Raw genomic sequence first — 21,549 nt, 5'->3', positions numbered from 1 at the left:
AATTATTTTTTGGATTTAAAAATCATTTCTATATTTGTGTAAATAATACGCAAATATATGATAAATTTAGATCCGGATTTTACTCCGCTAGGCGAAAACAACGCCATAAGCTACAAATCTTTCCTGTTTGCAGGTGGCGAACCACACATTAAAATTGCTGACGATTTCGATAAAGATGCGCCGGTAACCATTACGCAAAGAATTAATTCTTTCCATGATTTAGGTCTGATCTGTATTACAGTTGATGCCCTGAAGAGAATGGGCGTGAAGGAAATTCACCTTTATATTCCATACTTCCCGGCAGCGAGACAGGATCGGGTGATGATTCCTGGTGAGCCATTATCCGTAAAAGTATATGCAGACATCATCAATGCATTGGCATTGGCCAGCGTTACCGTCTTCGATCCGCATAGCGAAGTTACACCAGCATTGCTTAATAATTGTGTCACCATTTCCAATCATGAATTTATTAGGCAAGTGATTGCTAAAATCGGATCAGAGGTGAAACTTATCTCACCTGATGGTGGCGCACTGAAGAAAATTTATAAAGTTTCTGAGTTTTTAGGTGGTGCTGAGGTAGTAGAGTGCTCTAAAAGTAGGGATGTGAAAACAGGGAAACTTTCCGGCTTTAAAGTATATGCTGAAGATCTTAGTGGTGCCGATTGTCTGATTGTAGATGATATCTGCGATGGTGGTGGAACATTTAACGGTTTAGCCGAAGCACTTCAGGCAAAAAATGCAGGCAAGCTTTACCTGGCCATAAGTCATGGTATTTTTAGCAAAGGCTTTGATGACCTGAGCAAATACTTTGAACAAATTTTTACAACGGATTCAATCAAAAGCGTGGAACATGCTGGCGTAACACAAATCAAGTTGCAAGATCTTGGCCAAAATCAGTAAACATTAAATCCTATCACATGAAAAGCAAGGTTATTCACGGCGCACTATTTGGTTTAGCGGTTGGCGATGCACTCGGTGTACCCGCAGAGTTTAAATCAAGAACTTATTTAGCAGAACATCCGGTAAACGGAATGGAAGGCTTTGGAACCCATAACCAACCTGCTGGAACCTGGAGTGATGACAGTTCGCTAACCTTTTGCCTGGCAGAGAGCCTTTGCTCTGGTTACAACTTGCAGGATATGGCACGGAAATTCCTTCAGTGGTATCGTGCGGAGATCTGGACAGCACATGGTGAAGTATTTGATATTGGCATTGCAACCAGTAAGGCCATCAATGAAATTGCCAAAGGCACCGATCCGGTTTTGTGTGGCGGTAATCGCGAAGCAGATAATGGAAATGGTGCTTTAATGCGGATTTTACCCATGGTATTTTATTCCCGCCATGAAGCTGATCTTCAAACGATCTATGAACGGGTTAAAGAAGTGTCTGCTATTACTCATGCACATTTCCGCTCTGTTTTTGCCTGCTTAATTTATGTGGTTTATGGTTTGGAATTATTAAAAGGCTGCGATAAAAAAGTGGCTTACCAGAATATGCAGGCGACAGTTAAGCGGTTTGTTGAAAAAAATGCTTTTGAACCCAAAGAAATTGATCTTTTTAAACGGGTTTTAGATGGTGATATTTCAACAGTTGCTATGGCTGAAATTTTTTCATCTGGTTATGTTTTGCACAGTTTGGAAGCCAGTTTATGGTGTATTCTTACCACACAATCTTACGAAGACGCAGTTCTGAAAGCAGTTAACTTGGGTGAAGATAGCGATACCACGGCTGCAATTGCCGGCGGACTGGCAGGTTTAATCTATGGTTTTGACGGTATTCCGGAGGAGTGGATAAATGTTTTGGTAAAGCGATCAGGTATTCAGAACCTTTGCAAGGAACTGGAAATGAAGCTGATGAAAAGTCAGAAGTATACCGTTTCTGCCATTAAGGAGACTGATGAATTCTTTTTCTTTTGGGAACATCATGTGTCGAATGATGGAATGCTCACCAAATCCTGTTTAACCCAATGGTGGGATGCTCCTTTTCTAGTGGATCAAGTTGAATATAAAACCGCTGAACATTGGATGATGAGCAAGAAAGCAGAATTATTTAATGATCAAATTACATTAACCAAAATTTTAGCGGCGAACTCGCCGGAAGAAGTTAAAAACCTGGGCAGGCAAGTAAGTAATTATGACGATGCCATCTGGTCTGAAAACAGATATGAAATCGTAAGAGAAGGCAATTTTCATAAATTTAGCCAGCACAAAGTGTTAGGTGATTATTTGATCAATACGGGGAAGAAGATCTTGGCAGAAGCAAGTCCGGTGGATTTCATTTGGGGAATTGGCCTGGCGGAAGAAAATCCTGATGCGCAACATGTTGCGCAGTGGAAGGGATTAAACCTTCTGGGTTTCGCATTGATGGAGGTTCGAGACCAAATAAATATCGAGTCATCAATCCTTCCAAAACAAATAAAAAAGTTTGATTAAGTAGCTAAGTGTTGAGGATATGGAAAAAGCAAATATGAACAGAACATTGGTAATAGGAGATATTCATGGCGGCCTGAAAGCCCTAACCCAGTTATTTGAACGTGCTGAAGTATCAACAAATGACCGGTTAATTTTTTTAGGGGATTATGTAGATGGATGGAGTGAATCCGCTCAGGTAATTGACTATCTCATCCAGTTAGCGCAAACACATTCCTGCATTTTTATCAAAGGCAATCACGATGCCTGGTGTATCGATTGGCTTTCGGAGGGGATTATTGATGAAGTTTGGTTTGCACATGGCGGAAAATCAACCATGGAAAGCTATCAACAGCTGCCAGATTCAGTAAAGCAAGCGCATCTTAAGTTTTTTTTGAGAAAAATGAAAGATTACCATGTTGATGAACAAAATAATCTTTTCATTCATGCCGGATTTTCCTCCATGCATGGTCCGGAAAAAGAACGTTATTCTTCCAATTATTCCTGGGACAGAACACTTTGGGAAATGGCATTGACGGTAGACAGCAAAATTGATCATGACTCGCCACGCTATCCGAAAAGATTACTGCTTTATCATGAAATCTATATCGGCCATACGCCAACCCTATACTACGGAGTAAATGTACCGATGCAAGGCTGCAATGTCTGGAATATTGATACCGGCGCCGCTTTTACAGGTAAACTCAGCTGCCTCGATCTTCAAACGAAAAAGGTCTGGCAAAGTGATGTATTGCCAAGTCTTTATCCGAATGAAACAGGACGAAATAAAAATTAACCAATTTAACAGAAACCATAAATATCAAATATCATGAACCCATTATTATTAACAGACGGATACAAAGTAGATCACCGCAGGCAATACCCTGATAACACTACACTGGTTTATTCAAACTGGACACCAAGAAAAAGCAGGCTGGAGCAGGTAAGCCACGTTGTTCTTTTTGGCTTACAGTATTTTATCAAAAAATATATTATCGAAGATTTTAATCAGAATTTCTTCGCAAAACCTAAAGAAGAAATTTTGAAAAAGTATGCCCGAAGGATCAATAATTATCTTGGCGAAAATTTAGTAGGTACGCAGCATATTGCAGATTTGCACGATCTGGGTTATATTCCAATGGTTTTTAAATCGCTACCAGAAGGTGCTGAAGTGCCACTTCGCGTGCCCATGTTTACCATGTACAACACTTTGCCTGAGTTCTTCTGGCTAACCAACTATTTTGAAACACTGCTATCGGCTGTGGTGTGGTTGCCTTGTAATTCTGCTACCATTGCCAAACAATACCGGGCAATTATGGATCAATATGCTGCTGAAACTTCATCAGTGCCAGAATTTGTGGATTGGCAGGGACACGATTTCTCCATGCGTGGAATGGGCGGAATTGAAGCAGCAGTGACCTCGGCCGCTGGTCACTTACTAAGTTTTACCGGAACGGATACCATTCCGGCTATCGATTTTCTGGAAGAATATTACCGTGCAAATTCAGATGAGGAGTTAATCGGCGGTTCTGTGGCAGCTACCGAACACTCTGTAATGTGTATGGGCACCAATACCGGCGAATTGGAGACTTTTAAAAGGTTGATTTTAGAAGTTTATCCAAAGGGCATTGTATCCATTGTATCAGATACCTGGGATTTATGGAAAGTGCTCACTGTTTATTTACCAGCCCTAAAAGAAGATATTGTGGCAAGAGAAGGTAAGGTAGTGATTCGGCCAGATTCTGGAGATCCGGTAGATATCATCTGCGGGAATCCGAATGGTAATGATGAAAATGAGAAAAAAGGCGTAATTGAATTACTTTGGGGTGTTTTCGGTGGAAAAACCAATGATAAAGGCTACAAGGAATTGGTTCCGCAAATTGGTGCTATTTATGGTGATAGCATTACAACCGAGCGTGCCACCCAAATTTGTGAACGGTTAAAAGCAAAAGGTTTTGCTTCTACCAATGTCGTTTTCGGCATCGGTTCGTTCACTTACCAATACAATACCCGCGATACTTTTGGTTTTGCCATGAAAGCCACCTATGGAGAAGTAGCAGGCATTGGACGTGAAATTTTTAAAGATCCGATTACCGATGATGGTACTAAAAAATCAGCAAAAGGTTTACTCCAGATTTTTAAAAATGCAACAGGCGAATATGAGTTAAAAGATCAATGTACCTGGGAAGAAGAAGCACAGGGCGAATTAAAGGAAGTTTTTAGAGATGGTCATTTATTGATCGATTATTCTCTCGCTGAAATTAGAGAAAGGCTAAAGAATAGTTAACTTCGCCAAGTTTTTAACCGACCGGCAAAAATGTTGGTCGGTTATTATATGAAAGATACCTTAAAAAATGCAAGAAAAATCAACTTTCAATCATGGAGCCGATATCGTAAACAGTGCGATCAGATTTACGAACGCATGGTTTAAACAATCCAAAACGATTACGGAAGAGCTGAGTGATTTTTTTATTCTTCCGGGTAATAAAGTGATGGATAAACAGGTGATCATAGCCCGGCTTAAAGGTATTTTTGGTCAATCTGATGAATATGTTGGCGGAAGATATGACATCATTGATACCCATTACGAATTACTTGATGGTGGCAAAGGAATGGGTTTTGTAGAAGGGGTTACCGGCTTCAGGGCGGTACTGAAAAAAGAATCCAAAATTATCAGCGGTCCGTTTAAGTTATATTTCGCATTGCAAAACGGCCGATGGAAAATTGTTAATATTGAATTTCCGGGGTTTTCATATTAGGCTAACTGGTTTCTTCGTTTATAATATTATTTGTAGCTTGTTCTTGATCAACCAGCTATAATTATGAGAAACCTAATCACCATTTTTATTTCATTTGCATTTTTCCTTGCGTCGTACTCGCAAAATTCAAAATCCGACAAACCTAAAACTGAATCCGCTCAAGTTTTATCTGTAAAACAAAATACGCCTGAAGACGGAGAGCCCGAATATCCTTTAGCTTCAATAACTTCTGACTTTGCACATTATTGGAACTACCATGACCGGTATGTCAAGCTATATCGGGATTTTTCGGCTATTGATGAAGATGGTAAAACCATAAAAAAGGAAGCGTTTTTAAGAAAACTTACTTCAGGGAAGTTCTTACCACTTCTGATCTATACTGAAAATTCAGGTGGCAGTTATAAGCTGGTTAAAATTCCTGCTCATATCGCAAAAGATGGTTGCGCCGTTATTGCTGCTAATGCTAAAACTGAACTTCGTTATTTTAAAATGGAAGGAAAACCCATTCCGGCATTTAATTTTAAGGACATAAATGGTGTTGAATACTCATCAGCAAATACCAAAGGAAAGATTGTCTTATTTAAGTGCTGGTTTATCGGTTGTAGCACTTGTGTAAAAGAAATGCCAGAATTAAATAAGATGGTCGAAAAATATAACAATCGAAAAGATATATTATTTGTGAGTCTGGCAATTGATGATAAAAAGCCACTTCATGAATTTTTAACCAAAACAAAGTTCGAATATGCAACTGTTCCTGGCCAGGGTAAATACATGACAGAGAAATTAAAGGTTACTGCTTATCCAACTCACTTTTTTGATTAATAAAAATGGCATTCTGGTTAAGACAGTCAACACCGAAACCGCAATTTCAGAAGTACTGGAACAGCTGGCAGTTCAATGAGTTTATTACAATTGAAATTCGCCACTTAACATAATTTTTCTATCTTTGGTTTTTAATGAATTTCCTGTATCCGGGCTTTCTTTTCGCACTATTATCGGTTGCCATTCCGGTTATCATTCATTTATTCAATTTCAGGAAATTTAAAAAAGTTTATTTCTCCAATGTCCAATTCCTGAAAACGGTAGAGCAGCAACGTTCATCTAAAGAAAAGCTAAAAAATGTATTAATCCTTTTATCCCGGATTTTAGCTATAATCTTTTTGGTATTGGCCTTTGCACAGCCTTTTATCCCGGTAAATCAGCAAAAAGGGGGGATGCACAATAATATTGTCAGCATTTATATTGATAATTCTTACAGCATGGAAGCCATTAATAAAGATGGTAACCTGTTTGATGAAGCGAGGCGAAGGGCAAAAGAAATCGTAAAAGGCTTTGGTATAAATGATCGTTTTCAGTTACTAACCAATGATTTTGAGGGTAAGCATCAGCGGTTGTTAAATCAGGAAGAATTTCTTAAGGCTCTTGATGAAGTGAAAATTTCGGCCACTACCCGAAATCTTCAACAAATTTTAAACAGGCAGGAAAATGTATTTAGCGGTGCGGCCAATCCGTATATTTTTGTGCTATCCGATTTTCAGAAAAGCATTACAGCAACTAAAAGACTCAACACAAATCCTGATATCCAATATGCATTTGTTAAGTTAAATGCCAGCACATTGCCTAATGTTGCTGTGGATAGCGTGTGGATGTTGTCGCCCAATCATCAGCCTGGTGCAAATGAAAGATTGGTGGTTCAATTAAAAAACTATTCGCCGGAAACAGCTAAAAATATCCCGCTCAAATTAAGCATTAACAATCAGCAAAAAGGTTTGGGCGCAGTCACTATTCCGGCAGAACAAACCATGCGAGATACCCTGAACTTTTCGGGGTTAAGTGCCGGCTGGCAAAAGGGGGTAGTAAGTATTAAAGATTTCCCGGTCACTTTTGATGATGCACTGTCTTTTAGTTTTAAAGTGGATAAAAGCTTGCCGGTGTTAAGCATTAACGGTGCCCGTGCCGGAAACTATATTAAGGCACTTTTTGGTGCCGATGATTATTATAAGCTTACAGAAAATGATGAGCGGAACGTCAATTATAATGGCTTTACCAATTATAGCTTAATTGTACTGAATGGGTTGCAAAATCCATCTACAGGCTTAGCCCAGCAGTTAAAAACTTATTTAAATGCCGGAGGTCTGGTAGTTATCTTTCCGGATCTTGATGCAGATATTCAAACGTACAATACTTTTCTAACAGCCCTATCCTTACCGGCCATTCAAAAACTGGAGAAAACTGAAACCAGGGTAGATCAGATTGATCTTCAGCATCCCATTTTCAAAACTGTTTTTGAAGAGATACCAAAAAATCTTGATTTACCAGTGTCAAACCGATATTTTTCCTTTGCAGAAAGGAATGCCGTCAATAAGGAAAATATTTTATCCTTACCCGGCAAGAAGCTGTTCTTTGCCAAATATGGGATGGGGAATGGATCTGTATACCTTTCGGCGGCAGGTTTAAATGTTGCAGACGGTAATTTAGCCCGTCATCCGGTTTTTGTACCATTAATGTATCGTGTCGCCTTAAGTGGTGGTGCAGAAGGTGCGCTTTATCATTATCTTGGGATTGATCATGTGCTGTCAGGAAAGAAGATCGTTATGGGGAAAAATCAAACCCTCAAGCTAAAGGCAAATGACTTTGAAACCATTCCTGAAATCCGGCAGGTAGATGGTAAAACATTAATTTATACGGCTGATCAGGTTCGGGATGCTGGTTTTTACAACCTTAGCCTGGCCGATTCCATTCTTGCTGTATATGCTTTCAACAGCGATAGGAAAGAATCTGATCTGCACTACCTGAGTAAAACGGAACTGAAGAACCTGACGGCAGATAGTCGTTTAAAAATATTTGATACCGATCAGGATGCCATAAAGCTCACTGCCGGAGCCAATAAAATCGGGCAAACTTTATGGAAACTTTGTTTAATTTTGTCACTGATTTTTATTGCAGCAGAAATACTCCTTATCCGATTTTTTAACAACACAAAAAGAACAATATGAATCTCCTGGTTAAGAATGTAATCATTGCCGACCCGCAAAGTCAATTCAACAAACAAGAATGTGATGTCAGGGTAGTTGATGGTCAAATTAAAAACATAGGTAAATTAACAGCCCATCCGGACGAAACTATTTTTGATGCGTCGGGTGCATTCCTCACGCCAGGTCTTTTTGACCTGAATTGTGTAGCCGGAGATCCCGGTTTCGAAACTAAAGAAGACATTCAAACCCTTACCGCCGCTGCTACAGCAGGTGGATTTACTGGCCTTGCTTTATTGCCACAGGCAAACCCGGTGGTGCAATCTAAATCGCAGGTAGAATATATTATTAATAAAGCCAAAAACAACCTGGTTGATGTGTTACCTGTTGGGGCCATCAGTCAGAACAGGGAGGCAAAGGAACTTGCTGAACTGTTTGATATGCAGCAGGCGGGAGCCGTGGCTTTCTCCGACGGCGATAAAGCCTTACAGGATGATGGCTTTATGAGTCGTGCGCTTCAATATGCGAAAGGGTTTGATGCCTTATTAATGGTTTATCCGGAAAACAAATCCATTGCCGGGAAATCACAGATTAACGAAAGTAAGAACTCAGTGCTGTTGGGCATGAAGGGGTTACCTGCATTAGCCGAAGAAATGCACATTGCCCGCGATATTTTTCTCGCTACCTATAATGAAACGAAAATTCACATGAGTAATATTTCTACCGCTGGTGCCGTAGCTTTGATTAGAAAAGCTAAAAAAGAGGGGGTTCAGGTTTCCTGTGATGTGACGGCACACCATCTGGTGTTTACCGAAGAACTTTTAGCCGACTTTGACAGCAATTACAAAGTGAAGCCACCTTTGCGTGGTAAAGCTGATGTGAAAGCACTTATTGCAGGTTTGAAAGATGGAACCATTGATGCCATTACCTCACAACACCGTCCGGAAGAGATTGAGTTTAAAAATGTCGAATTCGAAATTGCTCATTATGGCATTATTGCTTTGCAAACCGTGCTTCCCTTATTATTAAAGGCTGGTTTAGACGTAGGGCTAATTGCAGAGAAATTAGCTATTAATCCACGTAAATTATTAAATTTAGCCGTTCCGGTGATTGCAGAAGGAGAGAAGGCAAACTTTACGATTTTTAACATGAATGAAAAATGGTTGTACAATTCATCGAATAATTTTTCTAAATCGGCAAATAGTCCTTTATTAGGTACCGAGCTTAGAGGAAAAGTGACTTTAGTGTATAATAATAAGCAGTTCCTTAAGTATTAAGGAGGTCAGAACAAGGAGCAAAGAACAAAGATTAAGCAGCAATAACAAGGATTAGAAACTAATAAAAAAATTAGGGATTAAAGTTGATAGGGATAAGATTTGTTTAGGCTCATGGGCTTTCATCTTTGCTCTTTTATCTTTACTCCTTTAAATTTAAAAAAGATGGATAACAGGGTAAAAAAAGCGCTGGTCGCTTCACTAAATAAATATGCTGAAGTTGCAGCAATCAATGTTGAAGGTTTTGAAACGGAGTTACTCGCTGCGTTTGAACTTGATGCTAAATTTTTGGATAAAGTAACTGCATTTGATGCCGTTTTCGATACTCACCCAAAATTTGAAGAATTAAGGGAAGTATTTTTCGATTTATTAATGGTGAATTTCTTCAGCAGTGATGTACAGAAACTCGAAGATGATTATCTGGAAAGCGATGAATGGGCAAAAATTGAGGAAGAAACCATTGACAGGGGAACAGAATTATTGAATCTTTTACTTTACATTAAAGAATGTAAGGATGAAGATATTGACCCTGAATTAGGTGATTTCCTGAAAGAGTTTTTATTAGTGGAAGATGATGAGTTTCAGGATGAATTTGAAATTTACGAAGAAATGATCAGTAACCAGCAATTGGCTGAAGGGAGCGTGGAGGAAATCTGCAAAACAGCACCAACCTTAAGTATCAGCGAAGAAATGCAGGAATTGTTTGTTCCCTTTATGGTATTTTTCCTTGATGTAGAAGGAAGCGCAACCACCACTAAAGAAATAATTCAATTTAGCAGTAACAAATCGTTCGATTCTGCTACTTATATATTAATTACAACAATTAATAACTAAATTAAACTTCATTACAATGGACAAAAGTGCTCAAATTTCCCAATTATCCCTTAAGTATGGTTTCATGCTGGCTGCTGTTTCTATAGCATTATCACTAACCATGCATTTCATTAACCCGGTTTTGGTATATACCAATGTCATGGTATCAATTGGTATTTTTATTTTATTTATTACCTTATTGGTTGTTTCCGGAATTAATATCCGTAAAGAAATTGGTGGCTTCTGGACTTTTGGAGAAGCATTTAAAGCCTTTTTAGTCATTTCTTTAATATTAGCCATTACCGCAACCATATATAATTTTGTATTAATGAAGCTTATCGATCCTGATCTTCCGGCGAAAGCTGCTGCTGCCATTGAAGATGCGCAAAGGGCAATGATGGAAAAATTTGGTTTAGGTAATGATGAAATTGATGAAGCAATGGCGAAAGCAGGTAACATGCAGGAAAAACTAGAGCCTAGTTTCAAAAATACTTTTACCAGTTTCGGCGTTTCAATCGCATCATATGGCGTAATCTCATTAATTTTAGCTGCGATTTTGAAGAAAAAACCACCAGTTACTTTTAATACCTTCCCAACAGAAGGTTAATTTTATAAAATTTTGAACGTGCAGGTTTTATCATTTAATTTGATGAGATTTGCACGTTTTTCAATAATGCATCATTGCGAACGAAGCGTAGGGATGAGCAACGCGTGTGGCAATCTTATTTTAGCAGATTGCTTCGTTGTACCTCCTCGCAATGACGAAAAGACCCAATAAATGGATATATCAGTTGTAGTACCCTTATTCAATGAAGATGAGTCCCTGCCAGAATTAACGGCATGGATTGATAAAGTGATGGTGGAAAATAATTTCAGTTATGAAATTGTTTTAATTGATGATGGCAGTACCGATAAATCATGGGAAGTTATTGAAACATTAAGGGGACAAAATCCAGCCATTAAAGGAATAAAGTTCAGGCGGAATTACGGTAAATCAGCAGCACTTAATGTTGGTTTTGAAGCTACACAAGGTGATGTGGTGATTACCATGGACGCCGATTTACAAGACAGCCCGGATGAAATTCCCGAATTATACCGTCGCATAAAAGAAGAAAAGTTAGATCTGATTTCCGGTTGGAAAAAGAAACGTTACGATCCCATTACCAAAACCGTGCCTACTAAATTATTTAATGCCGCCACCCGGAAAATGAGTGGCATTGAGTTAAATGACTTTAATTGCGGTTTAAAAGCCTATCGCAGCGATGTTATCAAAACCATCGAGGTTTATGGTGAAATGCACCGTTATATTCCTGTCATTGCTAAGTGGGCAGGATTCAGCAAAATTGCTGAACAAGTGGTAGAACACAGGGCCCGTAAGTATGGCACGACAAAATTTGGTTTCAGCCGGTTTATTAACGGCTTTTTAGATTTGCTGTCTATTTTCTTTGTTGGCAAATTTGGCAAACGGCCGATGCACTTTTTTGGCTCTCTGGGTGTATTGAGTTTCTTAGTCGGGATAGTAATGTCACTTTACACCTTAATCGAAAAACAATACCTCATCTGGAATGGTTTGGCCTATCGTGATGTAACCCAACAACCGCTATTTTACTTGTCGTTAGTGGCTATAGTAGTGGGTTCTCAAATGTTTCTGGCTGGTTTTATCGCCGAACTTTTATCACGAAACGCACCAGAAAGAAACCAGTACCTGATTGAAAAGGAATTAAGGTAGAAGGATTGAAGGCGGAAGGTTTATCCGCCTACACGTTCAACCTTTATACCCTCAACCTTCAACCTCTGCAAAATGTTTTTCTCTATCATTATTCCGCTCTACAATCGTCCGCAAGAAATTGATGAACTTTTGTATACTTTAACCAAACAGACGTATTTACAGTTTGAGGTACTGGTTATTGAAGATGGTTCTGTTCACGATGCAAAAGCAATTGTAAACAGTTATGCCCACCAGCTTGATATTAAATATTATTTTAAAGAAAACGGTGGACAAGGTTTTGCCCGCAATTATGCTTTTGAAAGGGCTGAAGGAGATTATTTCATTATCTTTGATTCAGATATCCTGGTTCCGCCGGATTACCTGGAAATCGTAAAAAATTATCTTTACGAACACCAGCTGGATGCCTACGGCGGTCCGGATGCAGCACATGAAAGTTTTACGCCGGTACAAAAGGCCATCAGTTACGCCATGACTTCTCCATTTACTACAGGAGGAATCAGGGGAAATAAAAAGCATGTAGGGCAGTTTCATCCAAGGAGTTTCAATATGGGTGTTTCCCGTGAGGCATGGGAAAAGGTTGGCGGATTTATTTTAACCAGATTAGGCGAAGATATTGAATACAGTATCCGCATTCATGAAAATGGTTTTAAAATTGGCTTAATTCCGGAGGCTAAAGTATACCACAAGCGGCGGACCAGCTTCAGTCAGTTTTATAAACAATTGCACTTTTTTGGCAGAGCAAGAATTAATATTTATAAACACTTTCCAAGGGAGTTAAAGCTGATCCATTTTTTTCCGGCAGTGGCTACAATCGGTATGATTATAACATTGCTCATGAATGTAATCTATTCGCCTTTAGCGTATATTTTGGATTTCATGGTGTTATTGTATTTTATGTTGATATTTTTTCACTCCTGGTCTGTAAATAAATCTATAAAAGTTGCATTTTTGAGCATGATATCTTCATTCATCCAGTTAACGGCCTATGGTTTAGGATTTATACAGGATTTATTTAAAAGAGTGATCTTTTCAGGGAAATAAAAGTCAGAGGAATAGGAAGTAGAGAAGAGGAAATAGGGAATAGAGGGAAGGAGACGTTTAGTGGGAAATGAATGAATGATACCGAATTCGAACACCTTGCAACAAAAAATAAGAATCAGAAATTAACATGATCAACTATCTAAAAGAAAGTACATTTGCAGTAAATGATGTCATCCGTAAGGCCTGGAGCATTATGACAAAGCATTATTTTTCTATTGCCACGCTATGTTTTCTGATGTTTATTACGGCGAGCGCATCCAGCCTGATGGCTTTTTTTATTAAGGATGTGAGTAAGGTGCTTAGTTTTTTTATGGTGGTTATTTTCATCATGTTATACTTTACCATCAATCTTTCGCTTTTTAAGTATATTTTTCACCTTATTGATAATGAAGATGAAGATGTTACGATTGTTGGTACACTCCCAACCAGGCAACAGATTATCAGGTTTTTAATTGCTACGCTTTATTTTATTGGCTGTATTTTATTTATCGGACTGATCCTTTTCCCGGTTTTATATGTGCTTGATCCGGTATTACGTTATCTGGTGAAGATTGGCTGGGTAGAAAGCTTCCAAACCACCGGTGTTATCATCACACAAATTGCTGTAGGTATTGCCATCCTGGCTTTGTTTATCACCTGGCTGAGAATTTCCTTTTTCCCCTTTTTTATTATTGATAAAAATGCCCCGCCATTTGAGTCCATCAAACTTAGTCTGGCCATTACCAAAGGTAATTTTACAAAGATTTTATTACTGCTGTTGGTTTTAGGTGGGGGCTACCTGATTTATTTATTATTTAATCTGTTACACTGGCCATTCGTTGCTTTTGTCGTTAATATTTTAAGTTCATTTATTATTGTTCCTTTATCCAGTGTTGCCTTAACGGTAGCCTATCGCAAAATTGCAGGAGAGTATGAAGGAGATGAGCATCCTGATATCTTACATAACATCGTTTAACGGAAAAGCATTCAATTGTTTAATCATCCAAAAATCAATCATTAATTATGGGATTAAAAGCAGCATTAAGTAAACCATTTGCGGCATTTGCAGTATGGCAGATCAACAAGTGGAAGAAGAATGCCGTTGTTGCCCAGGATAAAATTCTTAAAGAGCTCGTCTTTGAAGCCAGGGGAACAGCTTTTGGCAAGGACCATCATTTTGCTGAAATTAAAGACTATAGTGATTTTAAACAACGTGTACCCGTACAGGATTATGAAGGGCTCAAACCTTATGTAGATCGTGTGGTAAACGGTGAGGCAGATGTGCTTTGGAAAGGCAAACCACTTTATTTCGCTAAAACATCCGGTACCACATCTGGTGTGAAATACATTCCGCTTTCTAAAGAATCGATGCCAGAGCACATTAAGGCTGCCCGGAATGCCATCCTTACCTATATTCATGAAACAGGAAAGACCGATTTTGTGAACGGAAAAATGATTTTTTTGCAAGGAAGCCCTGTATTGAATGTAAAAAATGGAATTAATGTAGGGCGTTTATCCGGAATTGTAGCCCATCATGTTCCTGCCTATTTGCAAAAGAATCGATTGCCTTCGTATGATACTAATATTATTGAAGATTGGGAAGAGAAGGTGGATGCAATTGTAGAGGAAACCCTTCACGAAGACATGACACTGATTTCCGGGATTCCACCCTGGGTGCAAATGTATTTCGATAAGCTCACCGAAAAAACAAATGGGAAAAAGATAAGCGAGATTTTCAAAAACTTTAGTCTGTTTATTTATGGAGGGGTAAATTTTGAACCTTATCGGGCAAAAATTGAGCAAAGTATTGGTCGTAAAATAGATGCGATAGAAACTTATCCGGCATCAGAAGGCTTTATTGCCTATCAGGATGCTCAAAACGACAAAGGCCTGTTACTTTTGGCTGATGCGGGAATTTTTTATGAATTTATTCCGGCAGATGAATATTATAATGAGCACCCAACCAGGCTATCGCTGGGAGAAATAGAACTGGATGTGAATTATGCTTTGGTTTTGAACACTAATGCAGGTTTATGGGGCTATAGTATCGGCGATACGGTAAAATTTGTTTCTAAAAATCCTTATAAAATAGTGGTCACCGGGCGGATTAAGCATTTTATATCTGCATTTGGTGAGCATGTGATTGGCGAGGAAGTGGAGCAGGCCTTATTAAGTGTGGCCAATGACGAAAAAGTAGAAATTACAGAATTTACAGTAGCACCACAGGTAAACCCTGAAGGCGGTGCCTTACCTTATCATGAATGGTTTGTAGAGTTTTCAACTGCACCACAAAATATGCATGCTTTTAGTAAAAAAGTGGATCAGGCTTTGCAAAAGAAAAATATTTACTATTTTGATTTAATTGAGGGTAACATCCTTCAGCCCCTAATTATACGTACGTTACAAAAGGATGCCTTTGTTAATTATATGAAAAGTGAAGGCAAACTCGGCGGACAAAATAAAGTGCCAAGATTAAGTAATGACCGGAAATTGGCGGATGGGTTGGAGAAATATATTGTTTAATTGTTAAATGGCTAAGTTGCCATATAGCATTGCGCTAATGAAAATTGCCAATTGCTGAATTGTTGCTGGATTTGGCTGGTAATGAGAATAATTGCTAAATTGTTATTTACATAATGGCTAAGCGATGGAAAAGAATTATTTACAATTAAATCAAATAACAGCCTATACGAAAGCTTTTCATTTAAGCAATTTGGTATGGAATTTAGTTGCTAATTGGGATAGCTTTGCAAAATATACTATTGGGCAACAATTTGTAGATGCCGTTGATTCCATATCTGCAAATCTAGCGGAAGGTTTTGGTCGATATCATAAAAAAGATAAGATTAAATTTTATTACTATAGTTTTGGTTCGGTTAAAGAATGTTTAGACTGAAATGAAAAAGCAAAGGTTAGAAAATTAATTAATGAGGAAACATACATAAAGATTTTTGCAACTTTGGAAACTTTGCCTAAAGAGATTCATCAACTTATAAAATTTACTAACGAAAGGCTGAAAATTTAATCCGTTGTAGTAAGGTTTTTAATATAAAAGAAAGCTAAATACTCGTTTCATATAACAACAGAAGCATTCTTTTAACAAGAGAGGAAAATAACAATTGAACAATATTACCATAAAACAATCTATAAAATACATAACCATATTAGGCTCTACAGGAAGCATTGGTACGCAAGCCCTCGAGGTTGTCCGGGATAATCCCGGCATCTTTAAAGTTGCTGTATTATCTGCCCTAAAAAACTCGGAATTGCTGATTCAGCAGGCCATGGAATTCAGGCCGGAACTTGTCGTGATTTGCGATGAAAGTCAGTATTTACCTGTGAAAGAAGCTTTATCCGCTTTACCCATTGAGGTGCTGGCAGGTGAAGCGGCACTTTCAGAAGTAGCGGCTTATCCGAAAAGTGATATTGTACTTACCGCTTTAATGGGGTCAGTAGGTTTAAAACCCACCATAGCCGCCATTAAAGCTGGTAAAAATATCGCTTTGGCGAATAAGGAAACTTTAGTGGTTGCTGGTGAATACATCACCGCATTAGCAACTGAATATCAGGTGAAAATTCTACCGGTCGATTCGGAGCATTCAGCCATTTTTCAGTGTCTGGTAGGCGAGGAGCAAAACGAAATCGAAAAGATTTACCTAACTGCATCCGGCGGTCCTTTTCTGGGAAAGGGAAAAGATTTCTTATCTGCCATTAAAAAGGAGCAGGCCTTAAAACATCCCAATTGGGTAATGGGTGCAAAAATCACTATTGATTCTGCCACGTTAATGAATAAGGGCCTTGAAGTGATCGAAGCAAAATGGCTGTTTGATCTTGATGTGGACCAGATTGATGTGATCGTTCATCCGCAATCTGTTATTCATTCTATTGTCCAATTTACAGATGGTTCTATGAAGGCGCAAATGGGCGTGCCAGACATGAAACTTCCTATACAATATGCTATTAATTATCCCGACAGGCTAAAAAACAATTTTAAACGTTTTAATTTTCTGGACTATCCAAACTTTAGCTTTCAGCAGGCAGACCGGGAAACATTCAGAAACCTGGATTTGGCTTTTAAAGCCTTAAGAAAAGGTGGAAACATGCCCTGTATCTTAAATGGGGCCAATGAAATTGTGGTGGAGGCATTTTTAAAAGATAAAATTGGTTTCCTTGAAATGAGTGAAGTAATTGAACAGTGTATGGCAGAAATCCGCTTCATAGAAAAACCACAATTGACCGATTATTTAGAAACTGACAAACATAGCCGTATCTTAGCCGGGGAATTAGTAACAAAAATTAAAATTTAACATCTAAAATAAAAATATTAGTATAGCATATGAACGGATTGATTATGGCGGGGCAGCTGCTGCTCGGATTGTCTCTATTGGTAATATTACACGAATTAGGGCATTTTCTGGCAGCTAGGGCATTTGGTATTAAGGTAGAAAAGTTTTATCTGTTTTTTGATGCCTGGGGATTTAAACTTTTCAGTTTCAAAAAGGGAGATGTAGAATACGGTGTGGGGTGGTTACCGCTGGGTGGCTATGTTAAAATCGCTGGTATGATTGATGAAAGTATGGACACCGAGCAAATGGCTCAGCCAGCTCAACCCTGGGAATTTCGTTCTAAGCCTGCCTGGCAACGTTTAATCGTGATGCTGGGAGGGATTATCGTGAACGTGATCGTGGGAATTTTTATCTTCTGGATGCTCACCTTTAACGTTGGTCAAAACTATACCGTAAATGGAAAATTAAACGATGGTATTTCGGTTGGCACGCTGGGTAAAGAAATTGGTTTAAAAAACGGCGACCGCATTTTAGCGATTAATGGCAATAAACTGATCAAATTTGAAGATGCCATTTCAAGTAAAGTATTGTTTGATGGCGCACAACTAACCATTTTAAGAGGCAATCAAACTTTATATGTTTCGGTTCCGGATACGATTTTAAATAAGCTGTCTAAAAACGATAAGGAGAATTTTATTAGTCCGCGGTACCGCATGGCAAGTGTAGCCACTGTACTTGCGCCTGACGAAAAAGCTGATCAGCAATCTTTTCTGGACCGGATTTTTGGTCGCAAATATGTGAAGCCGGTTTATCCGGCATATGCGGCAGGTATTAAACCCGGCGACAGCATCCTGGCCGTAAACGGAAAGCCCATTACTTTCTTTGATCAGTTTAAGGAAGAGGTATCATCCAATAAAAATAAGAATATTTCCATTCAGGCCTTGCGTAATGGCAAACCGATTGATTTCAATTTAAAAGTTGGAGCGGAAGGAACCATTGGTATTGCACCAAATTTCAAAATGCCTGAAACAGCACACGTTGATTTCGGTTTTGCAGAATCCCTTCCGGTTGGAGCAGGAATGGCCTGGAGCACTTTTGTTGATAATGCAAAAGGTATTGGTAAAATGATTACCGGTAAACTCAGTGCCAGGAACATCAGCAGTCCGATAGGGATTGCAAAGGTTTACGGCAGCACTTTTGATTGGGTAAAATTCTGGACGTTAACAGGCCTGATTTCTATGGCACTGGCCTTTATGAATTTATTGCCTATTCCCGGTTTAGATGGTGGCCATGTGGTGTTCTTACTGATTGAGATGGTACAACGCAAACCCGTAAGTGAAAAAGTGCTGGAGAAAGCGCAAATTGTGGGTTTCGTGATTTTAATTTGCCTGATGGTGTTTGCTTTTGGTAATGATATTTTAAAATCCTTCGGGAAGTAAAACCAAATTGATATTATTGCCGCAGCTGGATAGATTTAATCTGAACAGCTGCGGCTTTTTATTTATACCCCTATCATGAGCAAGACCATACAGCAACCCAACTATTTTGAATTTTACGAATTACCGGTTCAATTTAATCCAGATCAGCAGGCTGTGAAAGCGAAGTTCTATGCTTTAAGCAAGCAGTATCATCCGGATTTTTATGCCAACGAAGAAGATGAAAAACAACAGGAGGTACTGGACCTATCAACCTTAAACAATAAAGCCTACCAAACGCTTACTCATGCTAAAAGGCGGTTAAAATATGTGCTTGAGCTTAAGGGGATTGTAGAAACAGACGAGGGCTACCAGTTGCCGCCAGCTTTTCTGATGGAAATGATGGACATAAACGAAGCCCTGATGGATCTGGAGTTTGAGCCTGATGCTGAAAAACTGGCCCAGGTAAGTCGTGAGGTTGATCAGCTGGAAGAACAGCTGGCAGGAGAACTTGACCAGTTAACCTTAAAGTATGATGAAGACCCTGAAGATTCAGCGCAACTGCTGGCGACTATAAAAGATATTTTTTACCGCCAGAAATACATTTCCAGGTTAAGGGAAAAGCTGAAAGCGTAGAAATCGTAAATAAACAGGCAGTTTATGAGATATTGGTAGGCCTGCTAAACACCTTAATGTCAAATCATTTTTTAGTTTTTGATCGTCAGGGTGTTTATATTACTTTCGGACAAAAATCAGATTCCATGAGTTCACTATCCGTTTTTAGAAAAGTTGCTGTAGCCGAGGGGATTTCCTATTTGCTTCTATTATTTGTCGCCATGCCCCTGAAATACTGGGCTCACCTGCCTTTATATGTGAAATATACGGGATGGGCACATGGATTGCTATTTGTAATGTATGCAGCCACCTTAATTATGGCCTGGCAAGAACAAAAATGGACATTCGGCAAAGCAGTGCTTATTTTCTTTGCTTCACTATTGCCATTTGCACCATTTATCGTTGATAGAAAGTTAAAAGATGAGCGTGCTGAATCTGCAAGTGGCATTTAATAAATGGGTTACGAATTATTTTCAAATAATGTTGTAATTTAAGTTTCGGATATCTACATTTGCATCCCCGTCCAACACATGCCCGGATGGCGGAATTGGTAGACGCGCTGGTCTCAAACACCTGTGGGAAACCGTGCCGGTTCGACTCCGGCTCCGGGTACAAAGTGGGCTTAAGCCCGAATTGACGAAGGACTGCTACTCAAAAGCAGTCCTTTTTTATTGAGTAAGTGATCAGGTAGGGCGGTGGTCGATAAGTAATGAATGAGGTATATCTCAGACTTATTACTCAACTGATATATGGTGGAATGGGACTGTTTCTATCATATATGTCAGATAGAATGACTTGCGATACTTAAAAAAAACGCGGCTGCCTGATTCAGATTCAGGCAGCGGCGGTATATCATCAGGAGGTGAATACATCCTGATCTTCTTAAACTGTAGCGTTAAACTTTGGGTAAGCTGTAGCCGTTGTGATACGGGGCCAGCAGGTATTTATTATTGATCTGTTGGTTTGTAAACTGGTGTTTGGCATTGTCCCATGATAATTTTTGTCCGCTTCTGAAGGCAATGTTTCCCATTTGGGCAACGGTAGCTACATGCGCAGCATCCTGTATAGAACAATTCAGTTCTTCTTTTTTTCTGGATCTGACCACACTAAAGAAATTGACCATATGATTATTCAGTCCGTTATCTGAGGATTTAACAAAGGGCTTACTCACTTTATTGCCGCTTGCCTTTTCTTCAATGACTTCCCAGCCTTCTCTGTTGAGGATCAGCGTACCGTTGTTCCCGATATAGGCAATCCCATGGTTGCGGTTATAAGAGCCATTATCGATGCCCATGGCAGAATCCCATACCATGTTGAACTTGTCAAACTCGTATAAGGTAGTCAGCGTATCAGGAGTTTCTTCATACAGGTCGGGATAGGCAAAACGGCCTCCTAATGCAGATATGGTTTTTGGTACAGGTGAATTCATACCCAGCAAGCCATAATCCAGTAAATGCACGCCCCAGTCGGTCATTAACCCACCGGCATAATCCCAGAACCAGCGGAAATTGAAGTGATATCTGCTGGCATTGAATGCTCTTTTATTCGCCGGCCCAAGCCACATGGCATAATCAACGCCTGCAGGGGGTAAGGTATCCGGTACTACGGGTGCAGGTTTCATCCAGCCCTGGTAACACCATACTTTTACCGTTCTGATATTTCCCAGCTGGCCGCTCTTTACAAAATCAACAGCATCTTTAAAATGTTGCTGACTGCGCTGCCATTGACCTGCCTGTACAACCTTATTGTATCTTTCCTGCGCCTTGACCATTGTATTACATTCGACAATAGAGTTGCCCACCGGCTTTTCAACATATACATCCTTACCTGCCTGTACGGCATGAATCATCATCAGTGCATGCCAGTGATCGGGTGTCCCGATAATTACAGCATCGACATCTTTGTTATCAAGCAGCGCACGATAATCTTTATATCTCTTTACTTTTGCGGCATCAACATTCATCGACTTTAATTCGGCCATCCTTTCATCAAGCACATTGGCATCACTGTCGCACAGGGCGATCAGGTTTATCCCCGGTACTTTGAGGGCCGCTTTGAGGTCAGACCATCCCATGCCTTTGATTCCTATTACACCAATATTGATCTGGTCGTTTGCGCCGATAGTCTTATTGAAAAGGGCATAGGCTGGATTGTCTAAGGCAGAAAGCATGGCAGTGGTTCCCACTGCGGTTGCAGCGTAGTTGAGGAATTTTCTACGGTTTAACATTTAATTTGGTTTACGGTTCATACTGAAAGTA

Annotated in this window: 20 protein-coding genes and 1 tRNA gene; 20 read left to right on the top strand and 1 reads right to left on the bottom strand. The window is 39.3% G+C overall.

Annotation, left to right across the window (positions count from 1 at the left end; translation table 11 throughout):
* Window positions 1-57: 57 nt before the first annotated feature.
* The 20 genes from prs to OQX64_RS09855 all read left to right on the top strand — a co-directional run bounded on the left by prs (window position 58) and on the right by OQX64_RS09855 (window position 19,903).
* Window positions 58-900, top strand: a complete 843-nt coding sequence (gene prs, locus OQX64_RS09950) for a ribose-phosphate diphosphokinase (RefSeq protein WP_265818660.1) — start codon at window positions 58-60, stop codon at window positions 898-900.
* Between the two features lie 17 nt (window positions 901-917).
* The gene (locus OQX64_RS09945) at window positions 918-2,432 is read left to right on the top strand and encodes an ADP-ribosylglycohydrolase family protein (protein WP_265818659.1); all 1,515 of its coding nucleotides are present in this window, start codon (window positions 918-920) and stop codon (window positions 2,430-2,432) included.
* 19 nt (window positions 2,433-2,451) lie between these two features.
* Window positions 2,452-3,204 (top strand): metallophosphoesterase family protein, encoded by a 753-nt coding sequence (locus OQX64_RS09940; RefSeq protein ID WP_265818658.1) that lies wholly within the window; start codon window positions 2,452-2,454, stop codon window positions 3,202-3,204.
* A gap of 33 nt (window positions 3,205-3,237) precedes the next feature.
* Complete coding sequence (locus OQX64_RS09935; RefSeq protein ID WP_265818657.1) at window positions 3,238-4,695, top strand: nicotinate phosphoribosyltransferase; 1,458 nt, start codon at window positions 3,238-3,240, stop codon at window positions 4,693-4,695.
* Window positions 4,696-4,762: 67 nt separating this feature from the next.
* Window positions 4,763-5,167 carry a hypothetical protein gene (locus OQX64_RS09930; RefSeq protein ID WP_265818656.1) on the top strand — a complete coding sequence of 135 codons (405 nt, stop codon included), beginning with the start codon at window positions 4,763-4,765 and terminating at the stop codon, window positions 5,165-5,167.
* Between the two features lie 63 nt (window positions 5,168-5,230).
* Window positions 5,231-5,989, top strand: coding sequence for a TlpA family protein disulfide reductase (locus OQX64_RS09925; protein ID WP_265818655.1), 759 nt, complete (start codon window positions 5,231-5,233; stop codon window positions 5,987-5,989).
* A gap of 134 nt (window positions 5,990-6,123) precedes the next feature.
* On the top strand, window positions 6,124-8,163 hold the full coding sequence (locus tag OQX64_RS09920) for a vWA domain-containing protein (RefSeq protein WP_265818654.1): 2,040 nt from the start codon (window positions 6,124-6,126) through the stop codon (window positions 8,161-8,163).
* On the top strand, window positions 8,160-9,416 hold the full coding sequence (locus OQX64_RS09915) for a dihydroorotase (protein ID WP_265818653.1): 1,257 nt from the start codon (window positions 8,160-8,162) through the stop codon (window positions 9,414-9,416). The genes OQX64_RS09920 and OQX64_RS09915 overlap by 4 nt, the downstream gene beginning before the upstream one ends.
* Before the next feature lie 162 nt (window positions 9,417-9,578).
* Window positions 9,579-10,247 carry a hypothetical protein gene (locus tag OQX64_RS09910; protein WP_265818652.1) on the top strand — a complete coding sequence of 223 codons (669 nt, stop codon included), beginning with the start codon at window positions 9,579-9,581 and terminating at the stop codon, window positions 10,245-10,247.
* A 16-nt stretch (window positions 10,248-10,263) separates the two neighbouring features.
* Complete coding sequence (locus OQX64_RS09905; RefSeq protein WP_265818651.1) at window positions 10,264-10,833, top strand: DUF4199 domain-containing protein; 570 nt, start codon at window positions 10,264-10,266, stop codon at window positions 10,831-10,833.
* A 171-nt stretch (window positions 10,834-11,004) separates the two neighbouring features.
* A complete protein-coding gene (locus OQX64_RS09900) occupies window positions 11,005-11,955 on the top strand; it encodes a glycosyltransferase family 2 protein (RefSeq protein ID WP_088302076.1) in 951 nt (316 codons plus the stop codon).
* Between the two features lie 72 nt (window positions 11,956-12,027).
* A complete protein-coding gene (locus OQX64_RS09895) occupies window positions 12,028-12,996 on the top strand; it encodes a glycosyltransferase (protein ID WP_265818650.1) in 969 nt (322 codons plus the stop codon).
* Between the two features lie 127 nt (window positions 12,997-13,123).
* A complete protein-coding gene (locus OQX64_RS09890) occupies window positions 13,124-13,951 on the top strand; it encodes a hypothetical protein (RefSeq protein ID WP_088302078.1) in 828 nt (275 codons plus the stop codon).
* Window positions 13,952-13,998: 47 nt separating this feature from the next.
* Window positions 13,999-15,498: a GH3 auxin-responsive promoter family protein gene (locus OQX64_RS09885; RefSeq protein WP_265818649.1), complete on the top strand. Its 1,500-nt coding sequence runs from the start codon at window positions 13,999-14,001 to the stop codon at window positions 15,496-15,498.
* A gap of 124 nt (window positions 15,499-15,622) precedes the next feature.
* Window positions 15,623-15,871, top strand: a complete 249-nt coding sequence (locus OQX64_RS09880) for a four helix bundle protein (RefSeq protein ID WP_265818648.1) — start codon at window positions 15,623-15,625, stop codon at window positions 15,869-15,871.
* A 250-nt stretch (window positions 15,872-16,121) separates the two neighbouring features.
* Window positions 16,122-17,282: a 1-deoxy-D-xylulose-5-phosphate reductoisomerase gene (locus OQX64_RS09875; protein ID WP_265819045.1), complete on the top strand. Its 1,161-nt coding sequence runs from the start codon at window positions 16,122-16,124 to the stop codon at window positions 17,280-17,282.
* 29 nt (window positions 17,283-17,311) lie between these two features.
* The gene (gene rseP / locus OQX64_RS09870) at window positions 17,312-18,700 is read left to right on the top strand and encodes an RIP metalloprotease RseP (RefSeq protein WP_088302081.1); all 1,389 of its coding nucleotides are present in this window, start codon (window positions 17,312-17,314) and stop codon (window positions 18,698-18,700) included.
* A gap of 75 nt (window positions 18,701-18,775) precedes the next feature.
* Window positions 18,776-19,312 carry a Fe-S protein assembly co-chaperone HscB gene (gene hscB / locus OQX64_RS09865; protein ID WP_265818647.1) on the top strand — a complete coding sequence of 179 codons (537 nt, stop codon included), beginning with the start codon at window positions 18,776-18,778 and terminating at the stop codon, window positions 19,310-19,312.
* A gap of 56 nt (window positions 19,313-19,368) precedes the next feature.
* Window positions 19,369-19,743 carry a DUF3817 domain-containing protein gene (locus tag OQX64_RS09860; protein ID WP_265818646.1) on the top strand — a complete coding sequence of 125 codons (375 nt, stop codon included), beginning with the start codon at window positions 19,369-19,371 and terminating at the stop codon, window positions 19,741-19,743.
* 80 nt (window positions 19,744-19,823) lie between these two features.
* Window positions 19,824-19,903, top strand: a tRNA-Leu gene (locus tag OQX64_RS09855).
* Window positions 19,904-20,186: 283 nt separating this feature from the next.
* On the opposite strand, the gene OQX64_RS09850 is transcribed toward OQX64_RS09855, so the two are convergent.
* Window positions 20,187-21,518: a Gfo/Idh/MocA family protein gene (locus OQX64_RS09850; RefSeq protein ID WP_265818645.1), complete on the bottom strand. Its 1,332-nt coding sequence runs from the start codon at window positions 21,516-21,518 to the stop codon at window positions 20,187-20,189.
* Between the last annotated feature and the right edge of the window lie 31 nt (window positions 21,519-21,549).

It is taken from the genome of Pedobacter sp. GR22-10, assembly GCF_026239715.1.
Taxonomy (GTDB): Bacteria; Bacteroidota; Bacteroidia; order Sphingobacteriales; family Sphingobacteriaceae; genus Pedobacter.
This window is presented reverse-complemented; position numbering and strand designations above follow the sequence as displayed.

Bases quoted from the DNA above. Each gene is read 5' to 3' on its own strand.
- OQX64_RS09900 (WP_088302076.1), top strand. From the start codon at position 11,005: ATGGATATATCAGTTGTAGTACCCTTATTCAATGAAGATGAGTCCCTG.
- OQX64_RS09905 (WP_265818651.1), top strand. From the start codon at position 10,264: ATGGACAAAAGTGCTCAAATTTCCCAATTATCCCTTAAGTATGGTTTC.
- OQX64_RS09935 (WP_265818657.1), top strand. From the start codon at position 3,238: ATGAACCCATTATTATTAACAGACGGATACAAAGTAGATCACCGCAGG.
- hscB (WP_265818647.1), top strand. From the start codon at position 18,776: ATGAGCAAGACCATACAGCAACCCAACTATTTTGAATTTTACGAATTA.
- prs (WP_265818660.1), top strand. From the start codon at position 58: ATGATAAATTTAGATCCGGATTTTACTCCGCTAGGCGAAAACAACGCC.
- OQX64_RS09910 (WP_265818652.1), top strand. From the start codon at position 9,579: ATGGATAACAGGGTAAAAAAAGCGCTGGTCGCTTCACTAAATAAATAT.
- OQX64_RS09945 (WP_265818659.1), top strand. From the start codon at position 918: ATGAAAAGCAAGGTTATTCACGGCGCACTATTTGGTTTAGCGGTTGGC.
- OQX64_RS09915 (WP_265818653.1), top strand. From the start codon at position 8,160: ATGAATCTCCTGGTTAAGAATGTAATCATTGCCGACCCGCAAAGTCAA.
- rseP (WP_088302081.1), top strand. From the start codon at position 17,312: ATGAACGGATTGATTATGGCGGGGCAGCTGCTGCTCGGATTGTCTCTA.
- OQX64_RS09930 (WP_265818656.1), top strand. From the start codon at position 4,763: ATGCAAGAAAAATCAACTTTCAATCATGGAGCCGATATCGTAAACAGT.
- OQX64_RS09925 (WP_265818655.1), top strand. From the start codon at position 5,231: ATGAGAAACCTAATCACCATTTTTATTTCATTTGCATTTTTCCTTGCG.
- OQX64_RS09880 (WP_265818648.1), top strand. From the start codon at position 15,623: ATGGAAAAGAATTATTTACAATTAAATCAAATAACAGCCTATACGAAA.
- OQX64_RS09890 (WP_088302078.1), top strand. From the start codon at position 13,124: ATGATCAACTATCTAAAAGAAAGTACATTTGCAGTAAATGATGTCATC.
- OQX64_RS09850 (WP_265818645.1), bottom strand. From the start codon at position 21,518: ATGTTAAACCGTAGAAAATTCCTCAACTACGCTGCAACCGCAGTGGGA.
- OQX64_RS09895 (WP_265818650.1), top strand. From the start codon at position 12,028: ATGTTTTTCTCTATCATTATTCCGCTCTACAATCGTCCGCAAGAAATT.
- OQX64_RS09860 (WP_265818646.1), top strand. From the start codon at position 19,369: ATGTCAAATCATTTTTTAGTTTTTGATCGTCAGGGTGTTTATATTACT.
- OQX64_RS09885 (WP_265818649.1), top strand. From the start codon at position 13,999: ATGGGATTAAAAGCAGCATTAAGTAAACCATTTGCGGCATTTGCAGTA.
- OQX64_RS09940 (WP_265818658.1), top strand. From the start codon at position 2,452: ATGGAAAAAGCAAATATGAACAGAACATTGGTAATAGGAGATATTCAT.
- OQX64_RS09920 (WP_265818654.1), top strand. From the start codon at position 6,124: ATGAATTTCCTGTATCCGGGCTTTCTTTTCGCACTATTATCGGTTGCC.